Annotated in this window: 11 protein-coding genes; 7 read left to right on the top strand and 4 right to left on the bottom strand. The window is 69.5% G+C overall.

Going from position 1 to position 15085, the window contains the following annotated elements:
• Positions 1–1432: 1432 nt before the first annotated feature.
• Positions 1433–3205 (top strand): serine/threonine-protein kinase, encoded by a 1773-nt coding sequence (locus tag NAM01S_RS29795; RefSeq protein ID WP_067791598.1) that lies wholly within the window; start codon positions 1433–1435, stop codon positions 3203–3205.
• 3 nt (positions 3206–3208) lie between these two features.
• The gene (locus NAM01S_RS29790) at positions 3209–5287 is read left to right on the top strand and encodes a serine/threonine-protein kinase (RefSeq protein ID WP_067791596.1); all 2079 of its coding nucleotides are present in this window, start codon (positions 3209–3211) and stop codon (positions 5285–5287) included.
• 119 nt (positions 5288–5406) lie between these two features.
• On the opposite strand, the gene NAM01S_RS29785 is transcribed toward NAM01S_RS29790, so the two are convergent.
• The 4 genes from NAM01S_RS29785 to NAM01S_RS29770 form a co-directional block, all read right to left on the bottom strand.
• The gene (locus NAM01S_RS29785; RefSeq protein ID WP_174554882.1) at positions 5407–5910 is read right to left on the bottom strand and encodes a glutathione peroxidase; all 504 of its coding nucleotides are present in this window, start codon (positions 5908–5910) and stop codon (positions 5407–5409) included.
• 78 nt (positions 5911–5988) lie between these two features.
• Positions 5989–7593 carry a succinic semialdehyde dehydrogenase gene (locus NAM01S_RS29780; RefSeq protein ID WP_067791592.1) on the bottom strand — a complete coding sequence of 535 codons (1605 nt, stop codon included), beginning with the start codon at positions 7591–7593 and terminating at the stop codon, positions 5989–5991.
• 229 nt (positions 7594–7822) lie between these two features.
• A complete protein-coding gene (locus tag NAM01S_RS29775; RefSeq protein WP_067791590.1) occupies positions 7823–8596 on the bottom strand; it encodes an SDR family oxidoreductase in 774 nt (257 codons plus the stop codon).
• Entirely contained in the window at positions 8597–9799 is a 1203-nt protein-coding gene (locus tag NAM01S_RS29770; RefSeq protein ID WP_067791588.1) for a cytochrome P450, read from the bottom strand. It lies immediately after the preceding gene.
• Between the two features lie 242 nt (positions 9800–10041).
• Between NAM01S_RS29770 and NAM01S_RS29765 the strand changes: the two genes are divergently transcribed.
• Genes NAM01S_RS29765 through NAM01S_RS29745 form a run of 5 tightly spaced genes read left to right on the top strand, consistent with a single transcriptional unit; the run spans position 10042 to position 15077 of the window.
• Complete coding sequence (locus NAM01S_RS29765) at positions 10042–11508, top strand: aldehyde dehydrogenase (RefSeq protein ID WP_067791586.1); 1467 nt, start codon at positions 10042–10044, stop codon at positions 11506–11508.
• A 48-nt stretch (positions 11509–11556) separates the two neighbouring features.
• A complete protein-coding gene (locus NAM01S_RS29760) occupies positions 11557–12309 on the top strand; it encodes an SDR family oxidoreductase (RefSeq protein ID WP_067791604.1) in 753 nt (250 codons plus the stop codon).
• Positions 12306–13169, top strand: a complete 864-nt coding sequence (locus tag NAM01S_RS29755; protein WP_067791584.1) for an NAD(P)-dependent oxidoreductase — start codon at positions 12306–12308, stop codon at positions 13167–13169. Before NAM01S_RS29760 ends, NAM01S_RS29755 begins: the two co-directional genes overlap by 4 nt.
• Positions 13166–13579, top strand: coding sequence for a carboxymuconolactone decarboxylase family protein (locus NAM01S_RS29750; protein ID WP_067791582.1), 414 nt, complete (start codon positions 13166–13168; stop codon positions 13577–13579). Before NAM01S_RS29755 ends, NAM01S_RS29750 begins: the two co-directional genes overlap by 4 nt.
• Before the next feature lie 28 nt (positions 13580–13607).
• Positions 13608–15077 carry an FAD-dependent oxidoreductase gene (locus NAM01S_RS29745; RefSeq protein WP_067791580.1) on the top strand — a complete coding sequence of 490 codons (1470 nt, stop codon included), beginning with the start codon at positions 13608–13610 and terminating at the stop codon, positions 15075–15077.
• Positions 15078–15085: the final 8 nt, after the last annotated feature.

The following is a 15085-nucleotide window of genomic DNA, read 5'->3' as shown; positions in this document are numbered from 1 at the left end:
ATTCGGGCCGCCCGCGCACGGGGCAGGCGCGACTCATGCGTCGTACGCGAGCGATCCGTCGCATTCCGGTCGGCCGCCGCAAGCGGGTGGGTTCACGCCGCGCGCTGACGGTGCACCGTCGAGGAGTGTGCCGCCGCATGCGAATTCGCTTCCGTATGCCGGTTCGCCGCCCCATGCAGGTGTCCCGGGGCATCGGGGTCCGGCGAATCTGCCGTGGCCGGGCGGTTTCCCGCCGCACACCGGAGGGCCCATGGGTCCGCAGCGCGCGGTGGATCTGACCCGTGGCGCCGGTCCGCACGGGACCGCCGCGTATCCGCATCCCGCGGCCCCGCGCCCGCGGATTAACGCCTCGCAACCGGTAAACGACCGGTCCCCGGGTGGTTCGCCAGACGCCGGACGCCCGACGGGTCTACCGAGGACACTTCCGCTGCCACCGGACGCGGTCATGCCAGGCGGTGGGGCCGAGCAGGCGATCGCGCCCGGCACGGGGACCGAGCAGGCGTCTGCGCCGGGCACCGGGGCCGGGCAGCCGCAGGCGTCGTCGCCCTCGGCTGGCGGCGAGCGGTCGAATCATGGTCGTCGCCCTTCGGCCGGGGTCGGGCAGCCGCACGCGTCGTCGCCCTCGGCTGGCGGCGAGCGGTCGAATCATGGTCGCCCCCCTTCGACTGGGGTCGGGCAGCCGCACACGTCGTCGCCCTCGACTGGCGGTGAGCACGCGAACCATGGTCGGCCTGTGGCCAGCGCCGGGCGGGCGGATACGTCGTCGTCCTCGACTGGGGCTGGGCGGGCGGATACGTCGTCGTCCTCGACCGGGGCTGGGCGGGCGGACACGTCATCCTCGACCGGAGCCGGGCGGGCGGACGCGTCGTCGCCCTCGACTGATGCCGGACGGTCGAACGCGTCGCCGCCGTCGGTCGGCACCGCACGGCCGGACGCCTCGGTACCGGGTGCCGCTGGTGAGCAGGGCGCAGGATCTGATGGACGAAATGCCTTGCCGAACAGTGAGTCCGAGGCCTCGAATCGAGGCAGGGGGAGTGCCGGGCCTGGCGCGCGGCACACGTCCGCGGCGGACGGAAACGCGGGAGGCTCGGCGACCCCTGAGGGCGCACGTCCCATCCCGCCACGACCGCAGACCCGCCGTACCGCCCGACCGATCACCATCGCCCTGCCGGACAGGGTGCGGCGGGGGCGGAGCGCACCCGCTGGTCCGGGGGTGGGAAACGGCCCGCAACCACCCGAACCACGCCCTCCGCCATAGCTTTTCGCTATTGATGTCGCCTGGCATACCCCCGTCTCCTCGGGCATCCGGAGGCCGCGCGACTGCTGCTAAGGTTTCGATGTTTTCCGTGGTCGGGTAAAGCGCTGACCGCGCATTCTTATGCTGTACGCCTGTTCCCGGCGGGTCCCGGTGCAGGCGGGAATTGGAGCAGACATGCTGGCCAGCGGTGAGGTCTTCGCCGGCTATGTCATCGAACGGCAATTGGGTCGCGGTGGCATGGGTTCGGTGTACCTGGCGAAACACCCGCGGCTGCCGCGGATGACGGCGCTGAAGCTGTTGAACCGAGAGTTGTTCTTCGACAAGGAGGTGCGGGCGCGGTTCGAAAGGGAGGCGGATCTGGTCGCCCGGCTCGACCACCCCGGCATCGTCACGGTCTACGACCGCGGTCTGGAAGACGATCAGCTGTGGATCTCGATGCAGTACATCGACGGCATCGACGCCGCGTCGGTGGATCCGCAGACGCTGCCGCCCGAGCGCGCGGTGCAGATCATCAAGGAGACCGCCGACGCGCTGGACTACGCGCACGGCATGGGCGTGCTGCACCGCGACGTGAAGCCGGCCAACATCCTGCTCGCCCGCTCCACCGGCGGCCGCGGCGAGCGGGTCTATCTGACCGACTTCGGCATCGCCCGGCTGCGTGACGACACCGGCCATCTCACCCAGACCGGCACCTTCACCGCCACGCTGGCCTATGCCTCGCCCGAGCAGCTGACCGGCGCCTCCCTCGACCACCGCTCCGATCAATACTCGTTGGCCTGCGCGCTGTTCTGGTTGTTCACAGGCAGCGGTCCGTTCGCGGCGACCAACCCGGCCCAGGTCATCCAGGGGCACCTCCAGTCGGCGCCGCCCGCGCTGAGCAGCGTCCGCCCCGGGCTGCCGTTCGCGCTGGACGGTGTGCTCGCCAAGGCGATGGCCAAGCGGCCGGACGATCGCTTCGCCAGCTGCTCGGAGTTCGCCGCGGCCGCGCAGGCGGCGCTGTCGGGTCAGAGCGTGCCGTCCATGCCGCTGGTCGGCGGCCCGCGCCCGGTCACCGCTCCGCCGCAGCCGATCTCGGGTCCGCACCCGATCACCGGCGGTCCGATCCCGGTGACGGGCGGCCAGTATCCGGTCGGCCCGACGACCAGCGGCTCGCAGCCGCTCACCGGCCAGCCGATGACTACGCCGCAGGGCACCATGCCGACCGCGACCGGCCCGCACCAGCAGACCGGTCCCAGCGGGCAGTACCCGCAGCAGTCCGGGTTCGGTTTCGCGCCGCCGCCCGGTCCGCCGATGGGCGGCGGTCATCCGATGGGCGGTGGCCATCAGCCGCCGCGCAAGTCGAATACTGGACTGATCGCCGCGTTGGCCGTCGGTGTCGTGGTGCTGATCGCCGTCGTCGTCGGCATCGTCGTCGCGGTGAGCGGCGGTTCGTCCTCCGGTAGTGGCGGTACAACCACCACCGCGCCGGTCACGACGACCAAGCGTCCGGTGACCGCCGACGCTGCCGCCATCAGCAACGAGTTCCCCGGCATGGTTCCGGCCGACAAGGACGGCGACACCGGCTACAACGGCGCCACCTGCGGCTCGTACTCGCCGGACCGTCCCTCCGTACCCACCGACGGCACACCGGATTTCGGTAACTGGGCCTACCAGTGGGACTGCTTCGGCGGCGGCAACAACGACGACCCGTTCTTCACCATCTACGTCTACAAGACGGCCGCGGACGCGCAGGCCGCGCTGAACAACCTGCCGTCGGACGCCACCAAGTCGACCGACAGCAACGGCGGAAAGTCCTACACCAACTACAAATTCGAGAACAGCGGCCCGAAGATGGTCACCGTCTTCACCGGCGATCCGGATCGCGGGCAGTTCCTGATGTACACCGACGGCATCGTCGGCACCATCGACGAGGTGCTGCGCTGGTGGCGGTCGGCGCCGCTGAACTGACGCATGCTGGACAACGGCGCGGTTTTCGCCGGGTACACCGTCGAACGCCTCCTCGGGCGCGGGGGCATGGGGTCGGTGTACCTGGCGCGGCATCCGCGATTGCCGCGGTGGACGGCGTTGAAGCTGCTCAATCGAGAGTTGTTCTTCGACACCGAGATTCGGGCCAGGTTCGAGCGGGAGGCCGATCTGGTCGCCCAGCTCGACCACCCGAACATCGTCACCGTGTTCGACCGCGGGGTGGAGGGCGAGCAGCTCTGGATCTCGATGCAGTACGTCGACGGTGTCGACGCGGCGTCGCTGGACGCCAGCGCGCTGCCGCCGCGACGCGCGGTGCAGATCGTCGCCGAGACTGCCAAAGCGCTCGACTTCGCGCACGGCAAGGGCGTACTGCACCGAGATGTGAAGCCCGCCAACATCTTGCTGGAGCGGGCCGATGGCGGTCTGGAACGGGTATTCCTCACCGATTTCGGCATCGCCCGCTTCCGCGACGACACCGGCAAGCTGACCCAGACCGGAACCTTCACCGCCACCCTCGCTTTCGCCTCGCCCGAGCAGCTGTCCGGCGCGGTGCTCGATCACCGCTCGGACCAGTATTCGTTGGCGTGCAGCCTGTTTCGCATGCTGACCGGCACCGTGCCCTTCGAGGCGAGCAACCCGGTCGCGGTGATCCAGGGCCACATGCAACAGCCGCCGCCGCGACTCGGCGCCGTCCGCCCCGGTCTGCCGCCCGCTCTGGACGCGGTGCTGTCGCGCGCGCTCGCCAAGCGCCCAGACGACCGGTTCGACTCTTGCGCGGAGTTCGCCGAGGCGGCGCGGCGGGCGCTCGCCGATCCCGGCTCCGGTCCGTTCCCGTTGGCGGACAACGATTTCGACCACCGTGCATCGGTTGGCTCGGCGCAACGCCCGGCCCCGCCGACGACGCCCGGGTACTCGGTAGCCGCTGAGGGCTACTCCGCGACGCCTACCGCCTATTCGACCCCGCCGACACCCGGCCGTCCGCACCCGCCCGCGGCTCCGCGCGAAGAGTGGAACGGATACGCGTCCTCGCCCGCCGCCACTTCGGCTACCGCGCCCGGGCCGGGAGCAAACCATTGGGCGCACAGTTCCGGCGCCGGTTCTTCGCGGGAAGCCAGGCCGAACGACCAGGCTGCCTGGCGGGAGTACCCGGACCGGTCGGGCTCACGGCAGGATTCCGCATTCGGCAGTGCGGCGCCGGCGCATGACGTCGCGGGTCAGCGGACTTATGGAGAAGCTGCCGGGGGCGACACACCCAACTCTCCGCAGCCGCTGGTGAACGCGGGGCACGGCTCTGGCTTCGTTCCGAGTTCTATTGGGGCGCTGGCGCATTCGTCGCATCACCAGCTACACGCCCCGGGCGTCCACGGACGTGCACCCTCCCGGTCCCGCCGCACCGCGGTGATCGGCACCGCTGTCGGCGCTACGCTCGCCCTCCTCGCCGTCATCGCACTCGTCCTCGATCGCGGTTCATCGGCACCGGTCGCCTCGGCTCCGTCGACCAGCGCCGCCGAAGCGGCACCGTCGACCCAACGCCCCGCCAAGACCGGCGAGGCGCCGACGACCTCGAAGAACTACGACGACGACGCTCTCGTCGACAACATCGCGCTGATCAGCAAAGCGTTTCCCGGCATGACCCCCGAGGTGGACGAGGACGACGTCGTGCACACCGGCCCCGGTCACAACGGCTCGACCTGCTTCGCCCACGACGAGGGCTCCGCGAACGCGATGGACGCGGGCGCACCGGATTTCGGCGGCTGGACCGCGTACTGGTACTGCTTCGGCGGGCCGAACAAAGCCAGCTACCAGCTGTTCGTCTACCGCTCGCCCGAGGACGTGCAGGCCGCCGTCGACGCGCTGCCCGCGCACACCAGATCCACCGCGGAGCACGGCCGCGAGAGCTACACCAACTTCCTGCTCGACGGTCACCCCGCCGCCAAGCGCCCCCGCATGATCACCGTGTTCACCGGCGCGAAGAAGCGGGAGAACTTCCTGATGTACAGCGTCGGCTTCATCGCCACGATGGACGAATTCATGAACTGGTGGCGCACCGCCCCGCTGAGCTGACCGCGCCCTGGCCCCGCACGCAGGAGTCTCGGAGATCTTCGACTGGTTCGCGGCGGTGTCGCGAGCGCGCGGCCCGGTAAAACGGGCCGCGCGCAACGAATCTCGGCGAACTACCGCTTCTAGAGCGCCGACTCGATCGCCGAAACCACGGTCGGGTCTTCGGGTTTCACGGTCGGACGGAAGCGCGCCGCCACCTTGCCGTCCCGGTCGATGAGGAACTTCTCGAAGTTCCACTGGATGTCGCCCGCGGCGCCCTCGGCGTCGGCGGTCTCGACCAGCTCGCGGTAGAGCGGGTGCCGGTTCTCGCCGTTCACGTCGGTCTTCTCCAGCAGCGGGAAGTCGACGCCGTAGGTGGTGGAGCAGAACTCCTGGATCTCCTCGGCCGAGCCGGGTTCCTGGCCCATGAACTGGTTGCACGGCACCCCGATCACGGTGAACCCGCGCGGCCCGTAGGTCTGCTGCAACTCGACCAGCGCCGAATACTGCGGCGTCAGACCGCATTTGGACGCCACGTTGACCAGCAGCACTGCCTTGTCACCGGCCAGCTCGCCCAGCGTCGTCGACGCACCGGTCAGGGTTCGCAGCGGAATTTCCCGAATGCTCACTTGTCTCGCACCTGCCATTCTGTGATTTCGTGGGCCGCCCTGCGCGTCACGCTACCGGATCGGCGGATGGGCGAGCTCCGGCGAAACCGTCGCGATTCAGCGGAGCCGGGTGCGTCGCATCAGCCGCAGCGTGGTCAGGGTGGTCTGTAGCTGCTTCTCGTAGGGCAGTCCGGAGCGCGCGGCGAGGACCTGACGCTTCACCACACCGATGTTCACCGTGTCGGTGTACTTCAGCAGACCCTGGTCGCCGTGCCTGGTGCCGACGCCGGACTGTTTCACCCCGCCCGACGGCGTGGCCTTGGCGGCGTACGTGGTGACGAAACCGTCGTTGACATTGATGTTTCCCGATTCCAGCAGCGCCGCGATCCGCCTGCCGCGCGCCAGATCGGACGTCCACACGCTGGCGTTGAGCCCGTAATCCGTGTCGTTGGCCAGCCGCACGGCCTCCGCTTCGTCGCGGAACGGGTAGACGCTCACCACCGGCCCGAAGGTCTCCGCCCTCGCGTGCGTCATCTCGGGGGTGACGCCGGTCAGCACGGTCGGCTCGTAGAAGGCGGGCCCGATGTCCGGTCGCGCCCGGCCACCGGTGTGCACGGTGGCGCCCTTCGCGCGCGCGTCCGCCACGTGCTCGGCCACCCTGGCGAGCTGATCGGCGGAGACGAGGGAGCCGAACTCCGGCGCGTAGTCGTAGGCGGCGCCGATCTTGCTGCCGAGTTCCTCGGCCGCCGCGACCAGGCGGCGCAGGAATTCGTCGTGGATCCGCTCGTGCACGTAGATCCGCTCGATATGCATGCAGGCCTGGCCGGAATTGGCGAACACCGCGAACGTCGCGCCCGCGATCGCCTCGTCGAGGTTCGCGTCGTCCAGCACGATCATCGGGTTCTTGCCGCCGAGTTCGAGGCTGCATCCGATGAGGTGGCGGCCCGCTTGCTCGCCGACCACCCGCCCGGTGGCGGTGGAGCCGGTGAACATGACGAAATCGGATCCGCCGATCAGCGTCGGGCCGACGTCCGGACCGGTACCGCACACGACCTGGAACAGCCCGCGCGGCAACCCCGCTCGATACAGCAGTTCGACACCGAACAGCGCGCACAGCGCGGTCTTGTTGTCCGGTTTGAGCACGACGGCGTTGCCTGCGATGAGGGCGGGCACCGAATCGGAGAGCGCGATCGCGAACGGGAAGTTCCACGGTGCGATCACCGCCACCGCACCCTTGGGCCGGTGTTCCTCGTACGAAGTGGTCACCAGCGGGATCGGTCCGCCGCGCCGCCGGGGACGCAGCACCCGGCGCGCGGTCTTCAAGTAGTGGCTGATGACCATCGGCACGTCGCACGATTCCTCGAGCGCCATGCGCCTGGTCTTGCCGCAGCCGATCTGGATGAGGTCGGCGATCGTCTCGCCGTCGCGCAGGATCAGCTCGTGCGCCCGCTCGAACACCGCGAGTCTGCGGCGCAGCGGCCAGCTCGCCCACTCCCGCTGCGCGGCCCGCGCGGTGGCGTAAGCAGCTTCGATGTCCTCGGGACGTGACTGCGGCAGGTCACCGACATGCGCGCCGGTGTATACCTCGGTCATCGCGAACGGCGGTCTGGCGTCCGCGCCGGTTCCCGCGGCGACCATGCCGGTCAGTCGCGCGATCAACTCCGCGGTTATGCGCGGCGGCAGGGTCGCCGTCTTCCGGTCCGTGGCGTGCGTTGTGCTCATCGGGTTCTCCAAGGCGTGCGATCGCGACGCGCCCGCCGTGCGCGTCCCTCGGTATGAATTAGAACACGTTCTCATTGTCTCATGCCGGGTTCCTCGCGCACTCGGTACAACCGTTCACGCATCCGCCCGCCATCAGCGAGCTGCCGCCGCGGCGCTCGGCGGGAAGTGCCGCGCCATCCACCGTCGCAGTGCTCCACCCTGCACGCGGTGTCGCGGCGGCGGTCGCGCTTCACCGCAACGGCGCCTCGGGCTGCACCTCCACCAGCACCAAATGCGCCCCGCGCGGCGCCGACACTACGGCCACCACCGCAGCGGCGAGGTCGCTGGCCCGCAGCATGTGTGGGTGGCGGGCGAAACCCCACACCTTCCAGTCCTCGAGCAGCGGTCCGACGACTTCCGGGGTGGAGTCCATGCCCATGTTGGTCAGCGTCGGGCCGGGCCGCACCGTGGAGGCGCGAATTCCGGTGCCCTCCAACTCCATTCGCAACTGCACCGCCATCGCCTCGAGTCCGGCCTTGGCCGCGCTGTACGCGCCGGTGCGCGGCCGCGGCTCGGGCGCGCAGTCGGAGCCGATGAGCACGACGTCGCCGCGTCGCCGCTCGAGCATGCCGGGTAGCACGCGGTGCACCAACCGCTGCGCGCCGACCAGGTGCACGTGGACCTGGCGCAGGAAGCGTTCCGGGTCCATCTCCCGCACCAGCGAGAATTCGATGTCGCCCGCGCCGGACACCAGGATCTCGGTGGGTCCGAGCTCGCGCTCCGCGGCGGTGACGAACTCGTCTACCGAGTCCGCGTCGGTGACGTCGAGCCGGTGCGCGTAGGCCGTGCCGCCGTCGGCCCGGATCTTGGCCGCGAGCTCCTCGCAGAGTTCGACGCGCCGCGCGCCGAGCGCGACCGGGTGGCCGAGTTCGGCGAGCGCCAGCGCTGTCGCGGCGCCGATACCGGAGGAGGCGCCCGCGATCAGCGAGGGCCTGCGGTCGGGGTGGGGTTCGTAGCGGGGCATCTACCTCTCCACGGTCAGGGGAAGGGCGGCGAAGCCGCGGACATTGGTCGAGTGCACGCGCACGATGCCGCTGTCGACAACGCGGTAGGCGGGCACCCGAGCGACGAATTCACGAAGGGCGACACCGGCTTCCAGGCGAGCCAGGTGGGCACCGAGGCAGAAGTGCACGCCCGCGCCGAAACTGGCGAGCTTGCCCTTGTCCGGCCGGTCGATGCGGTAGGTGTCGGCGTCGTCGAAAGCGGCGGAATCGCGGTTGGCCGAACCGATCAGCAGCAGCACCTTCGCGCCCGCGGGAATCGTCGCGCCGTGATAGTCGAGATCGGCGGTGGCGGTGCGCGCCACGATCTGGCTGGACGTGTCGAAGCGCAACGTCTCCTCGATCCAGTCCGGCACCAGGCTTGGTTCGGCCACCACCTTCGCGTACTCGGCGGGGTGCCGCGCGGCCCAGTACAGCGCGTTGCCGAGCAGTTTCGTGGTGGTCTCGTTGCCCGCGACCACCATCAGGAACATGAAGCCGATGATCTCCTGGTCGCTGAGCTGGTCGCCGTCGATATCGGCGTCCAGCAGCGCGGAGACCAGATCGTCGCCGGGGCTGCGGCGGCGCTCGGCGACCATGTCGGTGTAGTACCCATACAACTTGATGGAGGCGTCTACGGCGGACATCGGCACGTCGAGCACGCCGTCCTCGCGGTGCACCACCAGATCGGCGAGGCGGCGGATCTCCGCGCGATCCGGTTCCGGAACGCCCATCAGCTCGGAGATCACGTCCATCGGCAGCTTGCCCGCGAAATCCTCGATCCAATCGAATGTTTCGCGCGCCAGCGCGGGCTCCAGATAGGAAAGGGTGATCTCGCGGATGCGCTCCTCCATCTCCGCGACCCGGCGCGGCGTGAAGCCCTTGTACACCAGCTTGCGCATCCGCATGTGCCGCGGATCGTCCATGGCGAGGAAGGACATCACCCGGTGCGCGTGCGGTCCCCACGCGGCCGGGTCGAGCGAGACGCCGTTGGCGCTGGAGAGCCGGGTGGCGTCGCGGAATCCGGCTGTCACGTCGGCGTGCCTGGAGAGCGCCCAGAAGTCCAGATCGGGGTTGTGGAAGAGCGGCGCCTCGGTCCGCAGCCGACGGTAGGTGGGGTACGGATCGTCGTGGAAGCGGTAGTCGTACGGATCGAAGGTCAGCGGTTCCAGCGAGGCTGCCGTCATGGTGCTCTCCGATGATTCCGTAACGAGTTCTCGCGCTGAACAGGCGAAGGCGCCGTCCGCGAAGACACATAGCTGGACATGTGTCTGGACAGTATCAGTGCGCGAATTTCGAGACAATGGATGCGAAGCATTCGGTCCCGTGCGAAGCCTGCGGAGATCGTCGATAGTGAAACATGTTCTTGCATCGCCGAGCGTGCCCGGACTATATTCCGTACACCTGTCCAGACAGTATCGGAGCAACCATGAACAGTCTCCTGCCCGCCGACGGGTCGCGTCTGTTGATCGACGGCAAACTCCGCCAGGGCGGCGCCGGCGTGTTCGAGACGGTGAACCCCGCGACCGAGGAGACGCTCGGAGTCGCCGCGAACGCGAACGCCGCCGACATGGACGACGCGATCGCCGCCGCGCGCACCGCCTTCGACGACACCGACTGGTCCCGCGACCACGCCTTCCGCGCCCGGTGCTTGGAACAGCTGCGGACCGCTTTGCGCGACCAGGTCGAAGCGCTGCGCGAGATCACGATCGCGGAGGCGGGCGCGCCCGTCATGCTCACCAAGGGCCCGCAGCTCGAGGGGCCGATCGCGGACCTGGCCTTTCCGGCGAATCTCGCCGAAAACTACTCGTGGGAAACCGATCTCGGCGTCGCGGAGCCGATGGGCATCAAGACCCGCCGGACGCTGCGCCGCGAACCGATCGGCGTGGTCGGCGCCATCACCCCGTGGAACTTCCCGCACCAGATCGGTTTCGCCAAACTGGGTCCCGCGCTCGCGGCCGGAAACACGGTGGTGCTCAAGCCCGCTCCCGACACGCCGTGGTGTGCGGCGGCGGTGGGCGCGATCATCGCCGAACAGACCGATATCCCGCCGGGCGTGGTGAACATCGTGACCTCGTCCGATCACGGTCTCGGCGCGCGGCTTTCGGTCGACCCACGGGTGGATCTGGTCAGCTTCACCGGCTCGACACAGACCGGCAGGCTGGTGATGGCCGCCGCCGCGCCGACCCTGAAGAAGACCTTCCTCGAGCTGGGCGGCAAATCCGCTTTCATCGTGCTCGACGACGCGAACATCGCCGGAGCCGTTGGCGTCGCGGCCTTTTCGGTGTGCGTGCACGCCGGGCAAGGCTGTGCGCTGACCACCCGCCTGCTGGTCCCGCGCGCGTCCTACGACGAGGCGGTGCAGGTGGCCGCGGCCACCATGGGCCGGATCACGCCGGGCGACCCCACCGATCCCGGCACCGTCTGTGGGCCGCTGATCTCGCGGCGGCAACGCGATCGGGTGCTCGGCTACCTGGACATGGCGCGGGCCGAGGGCGGGCGGATCGTGGTCGGCGGCCGTCGGGCCGATCGGGAGCGCGGCTGGTTCGTCGAGCCGACGCTGATCGCGGGCCTGTCCAACAGCGCGACGGTCGCGCGCGAGGAGATCTTCGGCCCGGTGCTGGTGATCATCCCGCACGACGGCGACGAGGACGCCATCCGCATCGCCAACGATTCTCCCTACGGGCTGTCCGGCTCGGTGTGGGGCGCCGATCCCGAGCGGATCCGGCGCGTCACCGAGGGCGTGCGCACCGGAACGCTCAGCGTGAACGGCGGCGTCTGGTACTCCGCCGACGCGCCGTTCGGCGGCTACAAGCAGTCCGGCATCGGCCGCGAGATGGGCGTGGCCGGCTTCGAGGAATACCTGGAAACCAAGCTGATCGCCACCGCGGGCTGAAACCCGCTGGGCGGCAAAACGATCGGCAGAGTAGTTGTGGAGGACACCATGGGGCGTTTCGCCGGAAGGTCGGTCATCGTGACCGGTGCCGCACAGGGCATCGGCGCGGTCTACGCCAAGGCTCTCGCCGAAGAGGGCGCGAAAGTCGTTGTCGCCGATCGCAATGTCGAGCGCGGCAAGTCAGTCGCCGCGGAGATCGCGGCGGCGGGCGGTACCGCGGTGTTCGGTGAGGTGGATGTCGCCGACCCCGAATCCGCGACGGCACTCGCGGAATTCACCGTCGGCGAGTTCGGCGCGATCGATCACCTGGTGAACAACGCCGCCATCTACGGCGAGATGAAACTCGACCTGCTGCTGACCGTGCCGTGGGACTACTACAAGAAGTTCATGTCGGTGAACATGGACGGCGCGCTCAATATGACCAGGGCGGTGTACCAGCACATGGTGCGCGCTGGCGGCGGCTCGATCGTCAACCAGTCGTCCACCGCGGCCTGGGTGTACTCCGGCTTCTACGGACTGGCCAAGGTCGGCGTCAACGGACTGACCCAGCAACTGGCCTTCGAACTCGGCGGTTCCAAGATCCGGATCAACGCCATCGCGCCAGGACCCATCGACACCGAGGCGACCAAGACCGTGACGCCGGGCGTCATCGTGGACGACATGATCAAGCGGCTGCCGCTCAAACGGATGGGGACGCCGGAGGATCTGGTCGGCGCCTGCCTGTATCTGCTCTCGGACGACGCCGCGTGGGTCACCGGGCAGATCTTCAATGTCGACGGCGGACAGATCTTCCGCTCATGAACGCACCGCTGCGCGTCGGATTCGTCGGCCTCGGCAATATGGGCGCGCCGATGGCCCAGCGGCTGCTGGCCTGGCCGGGCGGCCTCACGGTGTGCGACACGAGGCCCGAGGCGGTGCGGCCGTTCGCCGAAGCCGGTGCGGCGGTGGTGGATTCGGCCGCCGAGATCGCCGCCGACATCGTCTGCGTCGCGGTGCTCGACGACGCGCAGGTGCGCGCCGTGGTCACCGAACTGTCGGACGCCGCCGCGCGGGGGACCGTGATCGCGGTGCACTCCACGATCGCCGACCGGACCGCCGAGGAACTGGCGGCCACCTGCGCCGAACGCGGTATCGATCTCGTCGACGCCCCCGTCAGCGGCGGTGGACCCGGCGCCAAACTGGGTCGGCTCGCGGTCATGGTCGGCGGTATCGCGACCGCCTTCGAGCGGGTGCGCGAGCCCTTCAGCTGCTTCGCCGATCTCGTCGTGTACGCCGGAGAAGTCGGTGCGGGGACGCGAATGAAGTTGGCGCGCAACCTCTTGCACTTCGTCGCCTTCACCGCGGCCACCGAGGCGCAACGGCTCGCCGAGGCCGCGGGACTGGACATCACCACCCTGGGCAAGATCGTCCGGCACTCCGACGCGGTCACCGGCGGACCCGGCGCGATCATGCTGCGCGACCGCACCGCGCCGATCGAGCCGGACGATTTCTGGCTGCCCATCCTGCGCCACGTGCGCGATCTCGGCGAGAAGGACCTCGGTCTGGCGCTGGAACTCGGCGACCGGCTCGCGCTCGACCTGCCGCTGGCCCGCCTCGCGCTCGAGCGCCTCGGTTCCGGTCTCGGCGTCGGCGACAACACCTTCGAAAGGCAGAACTCATGACCGACAACGCCAACGGCGCAGGGGACACCGTCCGGCAGCGCGGCCTCGCCAAGATGGCCGAGGTCTACGGCACCGAATTCCAGGAGTACCCCGGCGACCACTTCGCCATGACCGCCGATCACCTCTTCGCGAACGTGTGGTCCCGGCCCGGGCTCAGCGTGCGCGACCGCCGCCTGCTGCTGCTCGGGGCGCTGACCGCGCAGGGCCTGATGGACACCGCGGGCATCCAGATCGGCGCGGCGCTGCGCAACGGCGAACTCACCGAGGAGCAGCTGCACGAGATCGCGCTGTTCCTGTGCCACTACGTGGGTTGGCCGAACGGCACCAAACTCGACCTGTTGGTGGGAACAATCGTGGCGCAGCAGAAGAAAGCCGCGCGGGCCGCCGCCGACAAGCCCGAGACCGCGTGACATCGCACCGAACCACGAGGAAGCGAACATGACCGACGCCAAGTCCATCCGTCCACTGCGCGCCAGCGCGGTCTCCGAATGGGGACACTCCGCCGATGTCGTCGTCGCGGGGTACGGCATCGCCGGGGTGTGCGCCGCCATCGAGTCCGCGCGGGCGGGCGCCGACGTGCTCATCCTGGAACGCTCCGGCGGATGGGGCGGCGCGGCGGCGATGGCGGGCGGATTCATCTACCTCGGTGGCGGCACGCCGTTGCAGCGGGCGCTCGGGTTCGAGGACAGCCCGGAGAACATGGAGAAGTTCCTGCTCGCCGCGCTCGGACCGGGCGTGGACGCGGCCAAGATCGCGGACTACTGCCGCAACAGCGTCGAGCACTACAACTGGCTCGTCTCCTGCGGTGTGCCGTTCCGCGAGGCGTTCTGGGGCGAGCCCGGCTGGGAGCCGCCGCACGACGAGGGCCTGATGTACTCCGGCGGAGAGAACGCCGCGCCGTTCAACACCCTTGCCACGCCTGCGCCGCGCGGACACGTCCCGCAGTACGCCGAGAAGCGGATCGGGCAGCGCAGCGGGGGCTACATGCTCATGAAGCCGCTCGCCGAGACGGCCGAAAAGCTCGGCGTGCGAGTCGAATACGACACACGCATTCGCAGGCTGATCGTGGACGACGACGATCGGGTGGTCGGCGTGGTCGCCGCGCACTTCGGCAAGGAGGTCGCGATCCGGGCCGAACGCGGCGTCGTCCTGGCCACCGGCAGCTTCGCCTACGCCGCGCAGATGGTCGAGGGCTACGCGCCGCGCCTGATCGGCAGGCCCGCCGCCGCCATCGAGGAGCACGACGGCATCGGTATCCGGGTGGCGCAGGCGCTCGGCGCGGACCTCGCGCACATGGACGCCACCGAGGTCGCCTTCTTCGGCGACCCGCAGTTGCTGGTGCGCGGCATCCTGGTGAACGGGCGCGGCCAGCGCTACATCCCGGAGGACACCTATCCCGGCCGGATCGGGCAGGCCACGCTGATCCAGCAGGAGAACCAGGCGTACCTCGTTATCGACGAGGCGTCCTACGAGGCGGCGCTGAAGACCGTGACCGCGACGCCGTTCTTCCGGCAGCAGCCGACCTGGGTGGCGGAATCGGTCGCCGAGCTCGAGGCCGACATGGGCTTGCCGGAAGGGGCGCTGCGATCGACCGTCGAGACCTACAACCGGCACGCGGCCGAGGGCAAGGACCCGCTGCTCGGCAAGAAGCCGGAATGGGTGCGCCCGATCGGTACGCCGCTGGCGGCCTTCGACATGCGCAACTTCACCGCGGGATTCACCCTCGGCGGACTGCGCACGGATCTGGACTCGCGGGTGCTGCACGTCTCCGGTGAACCGATCGCCGGGCTGTACGCGGCGGGGCGCTGTACCTCGGGGCTGTGCGCGGGCGGCTACGTCAGCGGGGCCTCGCTCGGCGACGGCAGCTTCTACGGCCGCAGGGCCGGGGTGGCGGCCGCCAAGAACTGATGGGAACT

The sequence above is a fragment of the Nocardia amikacinitolerans NBRC 108937 genome (assembly GCF_001612615.1).
Taxonomy (GTDB): Bacteria; Actinomycetota; Actinomycetes; order Mycobacteriales; family Mycobacteriaceae; genus Nocardia; species Nocardia amikacinitolerans.
Note: the sequence above shows the minus strand (reverse complement) of the source record. Positions and strands in the feature narration are given on the sequence as shown.

Bases quoted from the DNA above. Each gene is read 5' to 3' on its own strand.
- NAM01S_RS29765 (WP_067791586.1), top strand. From the start codon at position 10,042: ATGAACAGTCTCCTGCCCGCCGACGGGTCGCGTCTGTTGATCGACGGC.
- NAM01S_RS29750 (WP_067791582.1), top strand. From the start codon at position 13,166: ATGACCGACAACGCCAACGGCGCAGGGGACACCGTCCGGCAGCGCGGC.
- NAM01S_RS29780 (WP_067791592.1), bottom strand. From the start codon at position 7,593: ATGAGCACAACGCACGCCACGGACCGGAAGACGGCGACCCTGCCGCCG.
- NAM01S_RS29790 (WP_067791596.1), top strand. From the start codon at position 3,209: ATGCTGGACAACGGCGCGGTTTTCGCCGGGTACACCGTCGAACGCCTC.
- NAM01S_RS29770 (WP_067791588.1), bottom strand. From the start codon at position 9,799: ATGACGGCAGCCTCGCTGGAACCGCTGACCTTCGATCCGTACGACTAC.
- NAM01S_RS29785 (WP_174554882.1), bottom strand. From the start codon at position 5,910: ATGGCAGGTGCGAGACAAGTGAGCATTCGGGAAATTCCGCTGCGAACC.
- NAM01S_RS29795 (WP_067791598.1), top strand. From the start codon at position 1,433: ATGCTGGCCAGCGGTGAGGTCTTCGCCGGCTATGTCATCGAACGGCAA.
- NAM01S_RS29775 (WP_067791590.1), bottom strand. From the start codon at position 8,596: ATGCCCCGCTACGAACCCCACCCCGACCGCAGGCCCTCGCTGATCGCG.
- NAM01S_RS29745 (WP_067791580.1), top strand. From the start codon at position 13,608: ATGACCGACGCCAAGTCCATCCGTCCACTGCGCGCCAGCGCGGTCTCC.
- NAM01S_RS29755 (WP_067791584.1), top strand. From the start codon at position 12,306: ATGAACGCACCGCTGCGCGTCGGATTCGTCGGCCTCGGCAATATGGGC.
- NAM01S_RS29760 (WP_067791604.1), top strand. From the start codon at position 11,557: ATGGGGCGTTTCGCCGGAAGGTCGGTCATCGTGACCGGTGCCGCACAG.